Consider the following 14435-nt stretch of genomic DNA (forward strand, 5'->3'; position numbering starts at 1 on the left):
CTTAAGCTTTGACCTCCTTTAAAAGCGGAACACGCTTCTGTAATTTAATAGCTAGTAACGAAGCAATCATGACTTTTGTGAAATCACCTGGTAGATAGATCAAATTTAAGAGAGCTGCTTGCCCAATCGAGATTTCCATCACAAAAGCCTGAAACGGTATCCCAAACAAATAGATAACCAACATACCGCCAACAAGATTAGCTACCATTAATTTAAATAAGGAAGTTTCTTTCATTTTATAGGATATGTAGCCAATGATAAATGCACCAGCAACCCAGCCAATGAGAAAACCACCTGAGGGTGTAACAAACACGCCCAGACCGCCTCTGCCACCTGACAATAATGGCAGTCCTGTAGCAACTAATAATAAAAATAAAATTAAACTATACGAAGCATACTTGGGTCCAAAACGAGCACCTAACACACTTCCAGCAAGCATAACACCTAATGTTTGCAGCGTTATCGGAACTGGTGAAAACCCCAATGGAATCGGAGGAAATAACCCTAATACCCCAATGACTGTTGCAAATAATGATACATATACAAGTTTTCTTACATCCATTGTCAACCACCCCTGATTATAAGTTAACAATAGTGTAGTATAAATATCATTTTTAGTAAATTGATACGACCACTTGCTAATTTTGATGCATTATGGATAAGCGTTACGATGGTGAACTTTTAATATATTCTTTTCCTTTGTTAAATATTGAATTACACTATCTTCAACGTTTGTTTTTTTAACTATTTCTTCAAGTAACCTGTCGCCTTAGCACAATAGCTGCAGTTTGATCTTATCTTCAACTCTTGCACCAATTAATACAATAAGAAAATAAGGCTCATTTGGTCTTTAGTTGCAATATTTCTTAATCATCCAATTACTTTGCATATAGAATGAAACTGTTTAATGACTTCTCATTTTCATTTGACACATTCATCAGTTCATAATAGCTGGTAACCAATGTTTGAATCATCGAGGGGACATTGGCGAACTCTTTACGAATGCTATTGGCATAACTCTTTTCCCACTGTGCGTCCTGTAAATACGAGGCATCGACCATACCTTGTTTAACGATTTGAAAACCTGCCTTTTCAAGCAACTCCCGAATTTGTTCTTTATGAAACACGTTTTGTATATTTCCATCATTCCCCACAAAATTCGCGTACAAGGCTAGAATGGAAGCAGCACAAAAATGGGCACGCTGCGATATGTGAGTAAAGTCAAGATCCCACTCTGCTAAGCATATACATTTCGTCATTCTACGCAATTTCTTAAAATAACGGAGTAAATCTTCAGGTCTTTTAAAATACCAGGAACTATGAGACAACACTGCCACATCAAATATTTCACTTGATTCAAATGATTCAAGATCCACTTCAAAATGGAATGTAATACGCTCTCCCAATACAGAACTCTTGATTACGTCTGTTGCTTGTCCTAATGTCAACGGAGCTCCATAGTCCCGACTAGCAATATCAATGCCGATAACTTTCCCATAATCTCCTACTGTATCTGCTAATGCTACGGATGTATCACCCTGTCCAAAGCCAATTTCTAGTACACTCATTCCCTTTTTAACTTCAAATGCTTCCATTAAATCCAAACGGTGTTGCAGTTGGACTTGTTGTATTTTATCTGTTTCAAAGAGCTTATATTTAGATAAAAACGTTGTTGTTTTACTGTTTAACTTAACAAATGTCATTGTCCACCTCCAGATTACTTAATGACTTATTCTGTTTCTAGATAATTTCAAGCACTTTAGACAAATATTATAGTCATTCACTAAACAGTAATTCCCTTGTTAAAACAAACCTGCCATTTAGTACAATAATCGAACGTCAATCGATCTTTCGTTAAAGCACCGTATAGTTGAAGTAGGAAAGAGAAGTTTATTTCACAATCGTGCCCAGTTCTTGAATTCTTTTTCTGCTTTTAGCTGGTAATACCACAGATGTTAGTTAAAAAATATCTTCTTTAAATTTTCCTTACCCTAACAATTTGTTTCCTCGGCTTCTAGTAATTCACCGCTTTGGTCATCTACTTGAACAGCACCAAACTCACAATTCTTATCGATTTCCCATTCAACGATGTACTTTCCTCTACTGTTGCTCACTGATTTTATTTTAATTTTAATTTCGACTTTGTTTCGGTCTTCTGTAAGATATTGCAAAACAATTGCTTCTGCTTTGGCTTGAGTAATTTTAGGTTCTGAAACATCATGACCGCACCCAACTGTAATTAATAAAAGAATGATCAAGAAAATACGTCTTTTACAGTCAATTTGCCTCCTTTTCGTATTAGACGGTGCAATATCAAAAGATGTTTAAAATTACCTGTCTGATTGATTATAAATATTCAAACAAAAAAGGATAGGATCGCACCCATTTGTTTAAGTTCTTTTTGAAACCAACAGTTATCCAAAGTGATTATGAAACCACCAAACAATAAGAATCATACTCACTATTCCCCAAGCTGTGGTAATCACTATCCACCAAATTATGGATGTAGCTTTTGTTGAACTTTCCTCGTCTTCCATACTTGTTGTTATAAAAGCGAGCTTACTTTCCATACCTTTTTTCATAGAAGTAAGAACAACAAATCCGATTATTATGAAACCAATAGTTATCCAGAGTAATAAGTCCACCTTTTATACCTCCCTTTGTTGTGAATTACTTTCCTTTCAATCTTCTATATTCAATTATCCTCCCCCGTTCGTACAATAACTTCTATGTCAAATAGCGTTAATCCTTTTTAATTAACGCACCATATACTATAAGTACATCTTTTTCACAGTATTTTGTTCAGCTTATCATATATTTAAAGTTTTTAATATATTCAAAAATAAAAACCCGAGCATGCAAAGTGACTTCACATGCTCGGGTTAGATTTGTATTTACACTAATATTTGTTCTTGTTTCCTAACCTTTTCAGTTTCCTTAGCCATTGCTTTCAGTGCTACCTGATTTAGGAAATTTACTGGTTTATTGTAATGTGGCTGGAAAAAGAAATCGGTTAATGCCAATTGTTCAATCGTCATATGGTTGGCAATACCGACACTTATCGTGTTGATTGCCTGCGTAAAGTCGGCATCAGAAATGACTTGCGCCCCAACAATACGATGTGTTTCTGTTTCATACACAAGCTTTATTTGGATCACCGCATTTTCCGGCATGAATTCCGGACGATAATTATCTTCCATAGTGGCACTTGCTACAGATAATCCTGCTAATTTTGCAGCACTTTCGGTTAATCCTGTTGAAGCAATGTTATGATTGTATATTTTCAATCCAGATGTTCCTTGTGTTCCAGGATGTTCCAAGATAGGATTCTCCAGATTATGAGCCACAAGTGTACCCATTCTTACTGCATTCGTTGCCAATGGAATATAGCTATGCTGTTTTGTTGCATTATTTGGCACAGCACAACAATCACCCGCAGCATACACATCTTGCACACTTGTTCGCATATACGAATCAACGATAATTGCTCCATTATCCAACATCTCTATTTGCCCTTTAAATAGTCCTGTATTCGGTCTAAATCCAACACACATTACAACTAAGTCTGCGTTATATTCTCCTTTGTCCGTGATTACCTTTTTAACAGTCCCGGTTCCTTCAAATTGGGAAACTGTTTGGTTAAGAGCAAGTTCAATGCCCCGCTGTTTGAAGCTTGCTTCCACAGGGGAAGTGAATGTGTCATCTAAATAACGATTTAGAATTCTTTCTTCACTATCGATCAATGTGACGTTTTTTCCGTTTTCTTCAAACGCTTCAACGAGTTCCACACCAATGTATCCTGCACCAACAACGACAACATTTCGAGCAGATTCAGAACATTTAATGATCTCTTTTGCATGTTCAAAGTTCTTACATAGCAATACGTTTTCTAAATCAGATCCTGGAATTGGCGGTGTTACAGGCCAAGAACCAGAAGCGATGATCAGCTTATCATAGCTATAGCTTTTTGTTTCATCTGTTTTCATATCTCTTGCCTGGATTTGTTTCCCATCTAGATTGCAGGCTGTTACTTCATGATTCATATGCATGTTTACACCAAGTCGCTCGAAATGCTCCACAGAAGCGTAAAACAGTCCATTCGGATCCTTCACGACACCACCTACATAAAGAGCAATACCGCAAGAAAGGAATGAAACATTATCATTTTTTTCAAAAACATCAATCTGTGCGTTTGGGTAAAGGTTCACTATATTATTAATCGCTGCTGTTCCAGCGTGTGTACATCCAATAACTGCTACTTTCATTATTCATCATCCTCCAATTGTTTGTTCAATACTTCACATATTTACATCGTAAATATACTATATCACTTTGTTCATCATTTCACAAGTGGTGATGAGAAATTTTTTTGAATGTCACGTCTATGCTGCCGGACACATAGACATCATTAATTTTGTCTTTGCTAACATCGTTTACAATAAGAGAATCTAAACCACCTGCATTTAAATTCTCTATTTCATTCACTGCCTTTTATCTTAATCCAGGATATTTCTAATTATATCGGCATATTAGTTTCTAAAGAAGAAACAGAGAGCCAATTGTGTTGTATTAAGTTCTTACAATGTAGTAATAATCGGTCCTTCCTTCGTAAGAATAATCGTATGTTCGTATTGAGCTACAAAGCTTTCATCAGTTAGGAAGGTCCATCCATCTTCGGATTGAAAAACTTCTTCTTCAAATGTAGAGATAAAAGGTTCAAAGGCAATTACCATACGATCTTGTAAAATTTCGTCATCCCAACGAGAGAAGTAATTGAAAATATGTTCTGGTGCTTCATGAATCGAGCGCCCAACACCATGCCCGGTGAGATTTTTTATGACAGTTAAGCCATGCCTTTTCGCTACATTATGTACAGCTTTTCCGAGAGCACTTTTTTTCGCACCCGGTTTTGCCTTCTCAAGTCCAGCGTCGAATGCTTCTTTAGCAACGTCACATATTTTCTGCAAAGTTTTATCTCCCTTCCCAACAACAAAGGAAATACCAGTATCTGCGAAATATCCATTTTTAGAGCCTGAAACATCAATATTTACAAGATCCCCTTCTTGTATGATCCGCTCACTGGGAATCCCATGCGCTACTTCTTCATTTATGCTAATGCACGTAATCCCTGGAAAATCGTATTCTCCTTTTGGCGCAGATTGAGCTCCTGCCTTTTTAAACATCTCCTCAGCAATTTCATCGAGTTCTTTTGTCGTAATTCCAGGTTTCGTACATTGAACTAATTCATCTCGAATAGCTCCACAAATTTTACCAATTTCTTTTAGTCCATTAAAATCCTCTTCCGTCTTTGCAATCATCGTGGATCCTCACTTCTTTAAGTATTTTATAATTTTAAATTTTAGCAGAAATGGAACTGCCCTTTCTTTTTCAATGTGGCCGATAGTTGAACACAAGTTAAACAACACTCTTAAGATAACCTTCGTTGTCAGGATAAATACAATTTCATGTCTTTAATTATAAAAAAACTTAACATTCCTGTCATTATAATTATAAAAGCTGTCTAATTTCAGGCAGCTTTTATTAGCCATTTGATCGTTCCATTTAATTTGATTCTTTATGTACGCCTCAAAACGGAATTATCCCAAAAGAAGCTGATGGATCTAATGGCAATAACAAACGCTATCGCCAGGTGTCATCAGCTTTTCGTGTTGCATTTATTGTATTTTATAACAGCAAATTTGAAAAAGGAACTTAGAAACTTAAAAAATAGAAATGTCATCATGGTGATTGCGATTATTGTGTTTGGTCTTTCGGGGATTTTTACCGCTTATACATTTATTGAGCCGATGCTTCGAAAAATTGCTGGTTTTGATATTACAGGCGTCACAATCGGATTATTCTTCTTATTTTTGATTAGACTATTCAAAAGTAATTCGGTATAAAATTGCTGTTATTAAATAAACTAAGCAAAATTCACTAGCCCCTGTTTTTGTTTTTTTAGGACAGGTGCTAGTGGAAACAAAATTTGAATTTCATGATAAAAGACGTCATCATCTTCAATTTCGCTATATTTTTTATCAAAAAAGTTTAGCATAGTTAAACAAAATCACTCATATAGTTAAATGGAATTCATCCTTTTCTTCCCTTATCTAATATGTCTTCAACATATTCCTTTAAATCATCATTATTTTTACAAAACACAGGGTACAACTCCTTTAAAGCCTTTAATTATTGAATATCATGTACTTGAAAAGAGGTTTTTATACATGAGAATAGAAATTGAAATGAAAGATGAAACGTATGAAAAGATAAAGAATGTAATTGACTGGATTAATTTAGATAATTCATTCCGTGGGAGAAGTGATACTCCAGAAGCCAAAATTGAGGATTTTATAAAAGGAGCAGCCATTTCTAAATTATTGGATGTTGAAGCAATGTCCCCTGTACTAAATTCTGGGGGCTTGGATAGTTTAGAAGTTAAAAATCGATTTAAGGACATTGCGAAAGAAAAGAAAATTAGACAAGTTGATATTTGTAAAAGGACTGGACTTAAAAAGGCAAACCTTAGTTTGATCTTTAATAATGAAAAAACGTTAAGAGCGGACACTTTTTTTGCTATTTGGCTGGCATTAGGCTGTCCACCTATTCATGAGTGTTTATATATTAAAAAATCCGACTGAGATGGAGATAGAACGAGTAAAAAAACTCGTTTTTTTTATTTTTTTGGAATAGTACAAGTCATCCTCACCATACGTTTAACTAAACTAAATAAAAACAAAGCAAAAGTTTCTAATGATTAAACTTCAGGGGTTTATTAACTAATTGAATCACTGTGGTTGTATTGCAGCAACAGCAATTTGAAGATTCTAGATAAATTTAATGTGTGCAGGACTTTACCTGGTGGCTCATCCCTCTGATTCAAGAAGAAAGGGGCTGAGATAATGACGGTATTTGAAAGCTTGGTCATCTGTATGTCATTTGCTTCTTTGATCGTATCCGTACTGTCTTTTCACCAAAAAAAATAACCACCCATATCGCCCAGCCAGCAATTCGTGTGGTTATTTTTCGCTGATTTGTGAGCTGCCCTTTAAAAAGCTTCTGCACAAACCCGCTTGGTGTTACAGCACCAAGCCTTTTTTATATTGTATGACTATAGATATATATTGATACCCGATTTTAGGCTTTAAAAAAACTTTGCTGAGGAGATTGTTTGTTGCTCATTGAACTTGCCTTAAATCACCTACTCTACGGGTATAATACAATATGACATGGTAAAACTAAATTGGATGATTATATAGATAATATGAAATTAAACAATGTCTCGTTCTTCCTTACTTGATTTTTCAGTGTCCCGTCTTCCCCATAACACATTCTGCATCACAATACCAAAAAGCCCAATCAGTGCTGTAATCATTCATATCACTTGGAAAATAGTGAACACACCAAATAATTGTACAAGGAATCCACCAGTAATGGGGCAACCAGTAAAATGATTCCATTCAGGGATTTGTACATTCCCGACATCTGACCTACCTTTCCATCTGGACTTTCCATTTGTAATATATAACTAAAAACTACACTAAATATACCAGTTCCTACACCTATTATGAGCGAGGCTCCAATCAGCCACCAATAACTCGCCCCAGGCCAAACCACTATATTCCATCATCTACTTAACAGTATGCTCAATTTGTCAGGGATATTGCTTTCAAGTCTACAACTGCAACAAAAGAAGCGATTAGCGAATCATTTTTTGGCATGATATTGTCCCTCCTATTTTTACATGTGATGCTTACATGAATAAGATTACTGGTACTAGTCTTATTATAGCCGCTAATTAAATCGCGGAAATTAAACCCAAATTTGCATCGAAAACGTATGGTAAAGAAGACATAAAAAATAAAGCGATAGAATAGCTCTCAAGCTAGACTATCGCTTATTAATGTGTATTAACAAAAAGTAAGATCATTTAATCCTGCTTATTATTTGATGTTTACTTCACCAACCATTCCTTCATTTTCATGAAACCGACAAATAAGTTCGTATGTACCGGCTTCTTGCGGTTCTATGGTAATGGTTTTCTGTTCTCCCGGCTGAAGCTCGGCGTCAATACCAAGCTTTTCCACGGTGAAGGTATGTTGCTTCTGACCTACATTTTCCAATAATAGTTCTGTCGATTCCCCACTAGCAATCGTAATCGCATCTGGATTAAAGAAATCATCGTGCAACTCGACTATCATCTCATTTACCGGCTCCATTGGCTCTGTTCCAGCCCCGCTTGCTGCAAACACATGGAGTGGCACTGAAATAGACATAACCATCATTAACGCAAGTAATCCAGCTAAGGATTTTTTGATAGACATATAATCCCTCCTTTCCTTACACTATTTTCTTCAAGTTATTACAAATTATTAGGATATTTATTTTAGGAAACATGAATGGTATTTAGGGATTTTAAAAAGAGCAATAAAATTTAAAATGGATTTCTTAATGTTATTGATTACCTTAACATAAACCCTTTTAACATGATTCCATACGATTCAAACCCACTTCTCCGCTATTTTAGGACTCATTATAAAGGCTGGTATAAATAGTATAATCACCACTAAAGCTTTTAAATTTGTAGTCAAATCAAAGATTTTTTGATGATACAGTTCGTGAAAAAAGATGATGTTGTATGGAATAATACGTAATATTGTTGTCCATAATCCTGGAACATAACATTTTAATACAGATGCCTGAAGGGGATAGATAAAGATATTTAAAGCAAAAATAATGTTGATCCCTACCCTAGGAATAAGTAATATTGATTGATTGATTGGTTGTTATTGTTATTAAAGCAGATGCGAGAATAAAGAGTATACCCACAACCAAGGAAAAACGAGCTGCAGTCATTGTTTCGAATTGATCGATCTCTCTTTTGACGAACGGAAGTATTCGCTAACGGACAACTGGGTATGTTTTTTTACCATCTTTCAATCAGGATAATTTCTTCAAAATTATGAAGCATGAAGATGATTAAAAAGGACCAAATTAATAGATTGATATCCACAGACATCCACCTTTAAAAGTAATTTTATTCATTGGATTAACGGCAATCATAATTGTAAAACAAATAGCCAAGTACTGCTTTCTTACAATTCAGTCGAAATATTTTTTACATTGTGCCTTTTTGCTTTTTCGGGAATAACGTATAGCTGATACTTATTATAAAATCAATGACCAAAACCAGCGTCCAGAACTGTATGGTACGTAACAATACTTGAGTCTGTGAATGATCGTTGATATAAAGAATAATACCCACTAATATTCCCCCACCGATTAACCAGGACAACAAATGACGATACCATCCCTCCCGTTCTTTTCTGGCATGTGCTTTTCCATATTTTATTTTCATCGGTTCATTACCATTTCCGAATCGATAACTAAAACGCGCATCCGCCCATTTAATCATTTGATGGCCAAAGGCTACACTTACTCCAATATAAATCGCAGCAATTCCATGGAAGATAGTCGCAACTGCTCCATTTTTCAAATCAAATACAGTTACAATAAGCAATATGAGGTCGACAATTGGTGAACAAATGAGTAAAAATGTTCCCAATCGCTTTTTCTTAAAAATATATCTAGATGTCAATCCAGCTAAAACAAACACCCAAAATCCAATCTCACAGGCTATAATCAACCAACCAATCAACAGGAACACTTCCTCTACATTTTATTTAATACGTTTGCATTAAAATAATAACAGAATGGTTTATTTAATACAAGTGTGTTAAAATAAAAATATGCCAAAAATAGTTGATCATTATAAACGAAAAATTCAGATCGCAGAAGCTACATGGAAAGTCATTGTAGAGGAGGGAATCGAACAAGCAACAGTAAGGAAAATTGCCGAGACTACTGGACTGTCCGTTGGTGCGGTAAGACACTATTTTGCATCACAGTCAGAATTGCTGCGCTTTTCCATGGAATTGGTTTCAGATCGTGTCAAGCAACGGGTAAAAACAAGAAAATTTCCAAAGGATCCGGTATCGTTGGAATTTATTGCAGATGGTGTGTGTGAAGTTCTACCCATCGATGATGAGCGAAAGATAGAAATGGAGGTATGGCTGGCTTTTTCTGCAAAAGTACTTGTCGATAACACCCTCCATGAACTGAGCAATAAAATGTACAACGACATGCATCAAGGATTTAAGAAAGTCATAGAGACCTTGCAATTATTACAATTTGCAAAGGACGAACTTGATCTCAATATGGAAGTAAACAGGCTTCATGCAATCGTTGACGGTATGGCTATGCATCACGTATTGAATTCGAAGCAACTTACTCAAGAAAAAATGATCCAGACTTTAAACTATCACCTTCAATCACTTTGCAAATAAGTTATTCAATGCGTTAGTTTATTTATTACAATACCGCCTAAACCGTAAAAAGCTGATGAACTGTTACGACGATAACGAATGCTATCGCCAGGTATCATCAGCTTTTTGGATTATATCAATCGGCATGTATTCTTATATCTTAACCTAAGGAACTATTAAACATCACTATGTATATTCACTCATGCTGATCACCACTCAAGTCAACTGCTACTGTTTTTCTCCATTCAGCAAACGTTACAGTAGCCCATTGGATTAATACAGGTTTTAAGATTTCTCAGGAAGCATTTATTAAAGAAGTTATTCAGTTATCGCGAACGCATATTGCTTCTGTTAAGTTTGTTGGGAAGGTGTAAGCAACGGGACAGCTTTTTAGCAATTTCACCCTACTAATAGTGCTCACCTCAACCAACCATATTGACACCCTCCGCTTTCTCAGCTATGATAATTAGGAATGAAACACAGAATCGGAAGAGGTTCATAGCTGATACCCTCTATAAAAAACTATGGATACATTGACGATTAGCCATGTCCATATTGGATGTGGCTTTTTTTGTTAAAATCGTAGTTTGCTATAGCCTCTCTTAGTGTTTTTGAAAAATACGGGGAGGTTTTTTCATGTCTGGAAATAGGCATATATAGGAGTTAAAAGAATTAGACAAACAAGTATTTCGACTGGTCCTTTCCTGTTTAAAATCTAGGTTATACAAAGGTATGGTCATACATATTCCGAGAAGAATATAATCTTTAAAACGAATAAAAAGAGGTTTTTAGCTACCCTCTTAAAAAAACTAAGAAAACAGCCTTTCTTAGTGCTGTATTTTCTTTTTAAAAGGAGTTTTTACATGAAAAAAGATAAAGCCATTGTTGTCTTTAGCGGAGGACAGGATAGCACGACCTGTTTATTCTGGGCAATGGAACAATTTAGAGAAGTTGAAACAGTTACGTTTGATTATGGGCAACGCCATAAATTAGAAATTGAATGTGCGAAAGAGATTGCAGAAGACGTTGGTGTAAAACATCATATTTTAGATATGTCGCTGCTTCATCAACTGGCACCAAATGCCTTAACGCGAAACGATATTGAGGTAGCTGATGGAGATGAAACGGAGCTACCAAACACTTTTGTACCAGGAAGAAATTTACTTTTTCTATCCTTCGCTGGTGTGTTGGCAAAACAAGTTGGTGCTAAGCATTTAGTGACAGGGGTTAGTGAAACGGATTTTAGTGGTTATCCAGATTGTCGAGATAATTTTATCAAGTCATTAAATGTAACGCTAAATCTGGCGATTGATGAACCGTTTGTAATCCATACACCGCTAATGTGGTTGGATAAAGAGGAAGTCTGGGGGCTTTCAGATGAGTTAGGCGTATTGAATGTCATTCGGGAAAAGACACTGACTTGCTATAACGGTGTAAAGGCTGATGGCTGTGGAGCATGTCCAGCTTGCAAGCTTCGAAATAATGGGTTAGAGCAATACTTGCTGAAAAAGGGAGAGAAATAAATATGTTACGTGTATTCTTTTATTTAATTTCAATTGTCACGGCTAATGTTATTACTGCGGCAATGATGCCTTTAGAGATTGGTATATTTATTATTCCTATGGGAACATTTCTAATCGGTGCGACATTTATCTTTCGTGACTTGGTGCAAAACAAGTACGGAAGAGCAAAGACCTATTTATTCATTCTTACCGCATTGATATTATCCGGTGTGGTCTCCTCTTTACTGGGAGATACATTAATGATTGTTGCAGCTTCCGCCCTATCCTTTATTATTTCTGAAACGGCAGATACAGAGATTTATACGAGGTTAAAACTGCCAATCGCATGGCGCGTATTTTATAGCGGAATTGTTGGTGGATTACTAGATTCCGTTGTTTTCGTAATTGTTGGATTAAGTCCACTAGGTGCAGGTTTTATCCCTTGGGGGGCCGTTCCAGCAGCAATTACAGGCCAGGTAATTGCGAAAACCGTTATTCAGCTGATTGGAGCTCTGGCACTAAATCAAGTGTATGTGATGAGAGCAAGAAGGGTAACAGCAAGCTAAATTCACGTAAACAGGGGGTTAGGAGTTTCAAAGGAATATATTTTGAGGTGCCATATCATATAAAATGAAATTGCCCAAATGACGTATGAATTGGCTACGTCATTTGGGCTGTTATCTCAATGTTTAATAGCTAATTCAGGCTGTTTTGCCATCAAAATATTAAAGTTCTTTTCAGATAATATATAGCTATTACGCACAGACAAATCGATGTCAATTGCATTGTCATTTAGGAAGTACCGTTATTTATTCATACAACAATTTCTTATGAAGCTAAAGAAACCTCGTTAGTTCAAAAAAATTCCTCTTAAATCCACTCCTTTCCATTTTCACGAATAAATTTAATATCATTATGATAATGTTCAAGATGCCCTGCTTCTATCATTTTTTGAAAAGAAATATCGCCTTCTTTGGCTTTTCTTCTTATTGTTTGACATACCCCCTCTAATCGTAGTAATACCATTTCCAGATAACCTTCCTCAATTCCTTCACCATAGGATTCAAAAAACAGTGTAATTCTTTGTTTTATACGATCGGCATGCAGTGAGGAATTATAATGAACTGCCTCACCTGCTTCAGAATAGTAAAATCTACTTAATGGGATACACGTGTAAAGAGTATAGGCTATGTCCCAAAGTTTTGGACCAGGACCAACAAGGTCAAAATCAATAATACCTACTGGTCTTTTATGATTAAAAATAATGTTGTATATTGCAAAATCATTATGGCATAGTACCTCAAATGGTTGGGGGGTATTATCTATTGATTGCCAACTCGCTTCAATTAAAAAATCACTCACGGCATCATGATAATGACGAAGCATTTTCGCTATTTCCTTTAAAACATCATTAGACCACATGTATTTTTTTAAAGGATAGTTGCCAGCTTCTCCTTCAATAAATGATAATATCTCTCTACCTTTTTCATCAATACCTAGAAACGTTGGTGCATAGCTGAATCCTTTGTTTTCCAAATGCTTTAATATCTTGTGAGTTTTAGTGCTTTCTCGCTTTAATTCTCGTCGAACAGTATCCCCTGAACGATATACTTTTGAGACGTTCCCTCCAGTTAGCATTTCTTCGTTTTCATAATTTGACACCTGAGAACCCCCTCCATTATTGGGACAACTAGACATTCTCAAAACAAATCCTGATTTCCAATAGTCCTACCTCTTTCGTTTATTAACTCCACCTTTAATAATAACGCAACATTCAAAATAAAGATTTTAAACATGGTGATTGTTCTAGGATCGTTTTTGTACTCTTGCACGCTATAGTTGAAAAAGTACTATATAAATTAAAATAAACTATAGAAAAATTATCTTTGCTATTTAAAATCACTTAAAATATTTTTCATAGCAAACACATTCATAAATTCGCTCGTTGTCTGATTCAAATTGCTCAATATCTTCTCCTACATAGTGAGCGAATGTATTTACTAGGTGGAGATTAGGTATGGTACTTTGAATTCGATTTTTCATTTCATATCCTTCGAAGTAAATATGGTAATAGGAATAGACTTTTTTAAACTGCACTTTTTCATACCAATTCCGTACCCAGCAATCATCTCGAGTCCATGCTTCAAATCGATTTAATCCTAAATTAGTAGCTCGCTTTTCTGCTTCTTGAAGAAGTTGCTTTCCAATTCCTTGGCGATAGTAGTCTGGATGTACTGCAACATGCCAAATCATCCCCCCTAAGCCTTGTCCTCTTGAACAGACAGTCTTTTCTTTCTTTTCATACTCTACATCAATGAGCCCGATAATTTGTCCGTTTAATTCGGCTACTAATTCAATTGCAGGATTTTCGTATTTTTCTTTTTTATTTAACACATTATCAAAGTAGGCTGTATTTAAAAATGATAGGGTTCTACATCGAACCCAACTGATTTCATCAGTATCTTTATATTCACGAATAAACATTTTATATTTTCTCCCATCGATACAGAATTTAAGACCCTCATAATTGAAGTAAAAAATATAACACCCTATATAAAAAATAGTTCTACACAATAAACCTGCCTCGATAGCTTAAAATCCGTTTATT

At 35.5% G+C, this 14435-nt stretch carries 15 protein-coding genes; 5 read left to right on the forward strand and 10 right to left on the reverse strand.

Annotated elements, in window-relative coordinates:
- Window position 1: 1 nt before the first annotated feature.
- The 6 genes from NYE61_RS07685 to map form a co-directional block, all read right to left on the reverse strand.
- Window positions 2-562 carry a biotin transporter BioY gene (locus NYE61_RS07685; protein ID WP_095310008.1) on the reverse strand — a complete coding sequence of 187 codons (561 nt, stop codon included), beginning with the start codon at window positions 560-562 and terminating at the stop codon, window positions 2-4.
- Window positions 563-878: 316 nt separating this feature from the next.
- A complete protein-coding gene (locus tag NYE61_RS07690) occupies window positions 879-1703 on the reverse strand; it encodes a class I SAM-dependent methyltransferase (protein WP_303451151.1) in 825 nt (274 codons plus the stop codon).
- Between the two features lie 288 nt (window positions 1704-1991).
- Window positions 1992-2258: a hypothetical protein gene (locus tag NYE61_RS07695; RefSeq protein WP_303451153.1), complete on the reverse strand. Its 267-nt coding sequence runs from the start codon at window positions 2256-2258 to the stop codon at window positions 1992-1994.
- 156 nt (window positions 2259-2414) lie between these two features.
- Window positions 2415-2645, reverse strand: coding sequence for a hypothetical protein (locus tag NYE61_RS07700; protein WP_303451155.1), 231 nt, complete (start codon window positions 2643-2645; stop codon window positions 2415-2417).
- A 249-nt stretch (window positions 2646-2894) separates the two neighbouring features.
- The gene (locus NYE61_RS07705; RefSeq protein ID WP_303451157.1) at window positions 2895-4265 is read right to left on the reverse strand and encodes an FAD-dependent oxidoreductase; all 1371 of its coding nucleotides are present in this window, start codon (window positions 4263-4265) and stop codon (window positions 2895-2897) included.
- 312 nt (window positions 4266-4577) lie between these two features.
- Window positions 4578-5318 (reverse strand): type I methionyl aminopeptidase, encoded by a 741-nt coding sequence (gene map / locus NYE61_RS07710; protein ID WP_339317255.1) that lies wholly within the window; start codon window positions 5316-5318, stop codon window positions 4578-4580.
- 306 nt (window positions 5319-5624) lie between these two features.
- Between map and NYE61_RS07715 the strand changes: the two genes are divergently transcribed.
- Both NYE61_RS07715 and NYE61_RS07720 read left to right on the forward strand, forming a co-directional pair.
- Entirely contained in the window at window positions 5625-5903 is a 279-nt protein-coding gene (locus NYE61_RS07715) for a hypothetical protein (protein ID WP_240033716.1), read from the forward strand.
- A gap of 324 nt (window positions 5904-6227) precedes the next feature.
- Entirely contained in the window at window positions 6228-6641 is a 414-nt protein-coding gene (locus NYE61_RS07720; RefSeq protein WP_303451161.1) for a helix-turn-helix transcriptional regulator, read from the forward strand.
- A gap of 1302 nt (window positions 6642-7943) precedes the next feature.
- Here the strand turns inward: NYE61_RS07720 and NYE61_RS07725 are convergent.
- A complete protein-coding gene (locus tag NYE61_RS07725; protein ID WP_303451164.1) occupies window positions 7944-8324 on the reverse strand; it encodes a cupredoxin domain-containing protein in 381 nt (126 codons plus the stop codon).
- 794 nt (window positions 8325-9118) lie between these two features.
- Entirely contained in the window at window positions 9119-9658 is a 540-nt protein-coding gene (locus NYE61_RS07730) for a hypothetical protein (RefSeq protein ID WP_095310026.1), read from the reverse strand.
- A gap of 91 nt (window positions 9659-9749) precedes the next feature.
- Between NYE61_RS07730 and NYE61_RS07735 the strand changes: the two genes are divergently transcribed.
- The 3 genes from NYE61_RS07735 (at window position 9750) to NYE61_RS07745 (ending at window position 12393) form a co-directional block, all read left to right on the forward strand.
- Window positions 9750-10346, forward strand: coding sequence for a TetR family transcriptional regulator C-terminal domain-containing protein (locus tag NYE61_RS07735; RefSeq protein ID WP_303451167.1), 597 nt, complete (start codon window positions 9750-9752; stop codon window positions 10344-10346).
- A gap of 842 nt (window positions 10347-11188) precedes the next feature.
- Window positions 11189-11848 carry a 7-cyano-7-deazaguanine synthase QueC gene (gene queC / locus NYE61_RS07740; protein WP_303451170.1) on the forward strand — a complete coding sequence of 220 codons (660 nt, stop codon included), beginning with the start codon at window positions 11189-11191 and terminating at the stop codon, window positions 11846-11848.
- A 2-nt stretch (window positions 11849-11850) separates the two neighbouring features.
- Window positions 11851-12393, forward strand: a complete 543-nt coding sequence (locus tag NYE61_RS07745) for a VUT family protein (RefSeq protein ID WP_118888613.1) — start codon at window positions 11851-11853, stop codon at window positions 12391-12393.
- A 304-nt stretch (window positions 12394-12697) separates the two neighbouring features.
- Here NYE61_RS07745 and NYE61_RS07750 read toward each other — a convergent pair whose 3' ends face one another.
- On the reverse strand, window positions 12698-13489 hold the full coding sequence (locus NYE61_RS07750) for a phosphotransferase (protein WP_303451174.1): 792 nt from the start codon (window positions 13487-13489) through the stop codon (window positions 12698-12700).
- Between the two features lie 237 nt (window positions 13490-13726).
- Complete coding sequence (locus NYE61_RS07755) at window positions 13727-14311, reverse strand: GNAT family N-acetyltransferase (protein WP_095310036.1); 585 nt, start codon at window positions 14309-14311, stop codon at window positions 13727-13729.
- Between the last annotated feature and the right edge of the window lie 124 nt (window positions 14312-14435).

This window comes from Oceanobacillus sp. FSL W7-1304 (assembly GCF_037969805.1).
GTDB lineage: Bacteria > Bacillota > Bacilli > Bacillales > Amphibacillaceae > Oceanobacillus > Oceanobacillus profundus.

Coding starts and splice junctions, on each gene's coding strand:
- NYE61_RS07685 (WP_095310008.1), bottom strand. CDS start 562: ATGGATGTAAGAAAACTTGTATATGTATCATTATTTGCAACAGTCATT.
- NYE61_RS07720 (WP_303451161.1), top strand. CDS start 6,228: ATGAGAATAGAAATTGAAATGAAAGATGAAACGTATGAAAAGATAAAG.
- NYE61_RS07745 (WP_118888613.1), top strand. CDS start 11,851: ATGTTACGTGTATTCTTTTATTTAATTTCAATTGTCACGGCTAATGTT.
- NYE61_RS07705 (WP_303451157.1), bottom strand. CDS start 4,265: ATGAAAGTAGCAGTTATTGGATGTACACACGCTGGAACAGCAGCGATT.
- NYE61_RS07735 (WP_303451167.1), top strand. CDS start 9,750: ATGCCAAAAATAGTTGATCATTATAAACGAAAAATTCAGATCGCAGAA.
- NYE61_RS07755 (WP_095310036.1), bottom strand. CDS start 14,311: ATGTTTATTCGTGAATATAAAGATACTGATGAAATCAGTTGGGTTCGA.
- queC (WP_303451170.1), top strand. CDS start 11,189: ATGAAAAAAGATAAAGCCATTGTTGTCTTTAGCGGAGGACAGGATAGC.
- NYE61_RS07715 (WP_240033716.1), top strand. CDS start 5,625: ATGGCAATAACAAACGCTATCGCCAGGTGTCATCAGCTTTTCGTGTTG.
- NYE61_RS07725 (WP_303451164.1), bottom strand. CDS start 8,324: ATGTCTATCAAAAAATCCTTAGCTGGATTACTTGCGTTAATGATGGTT.
- NYE61_RS07690 (WP_303451151.1), bottom strand. CDS start 1,703: ATGACATTTGTTAAGTTAAACAGTAAAACAACAACGTTTTTATCTAAA.
- map (WP_339317255.1), bottom strand. CDS start 5,318: ATGATTGCAAAGACGGAAGAGGATTTTAATGGACTAAAAGAAATTGGT.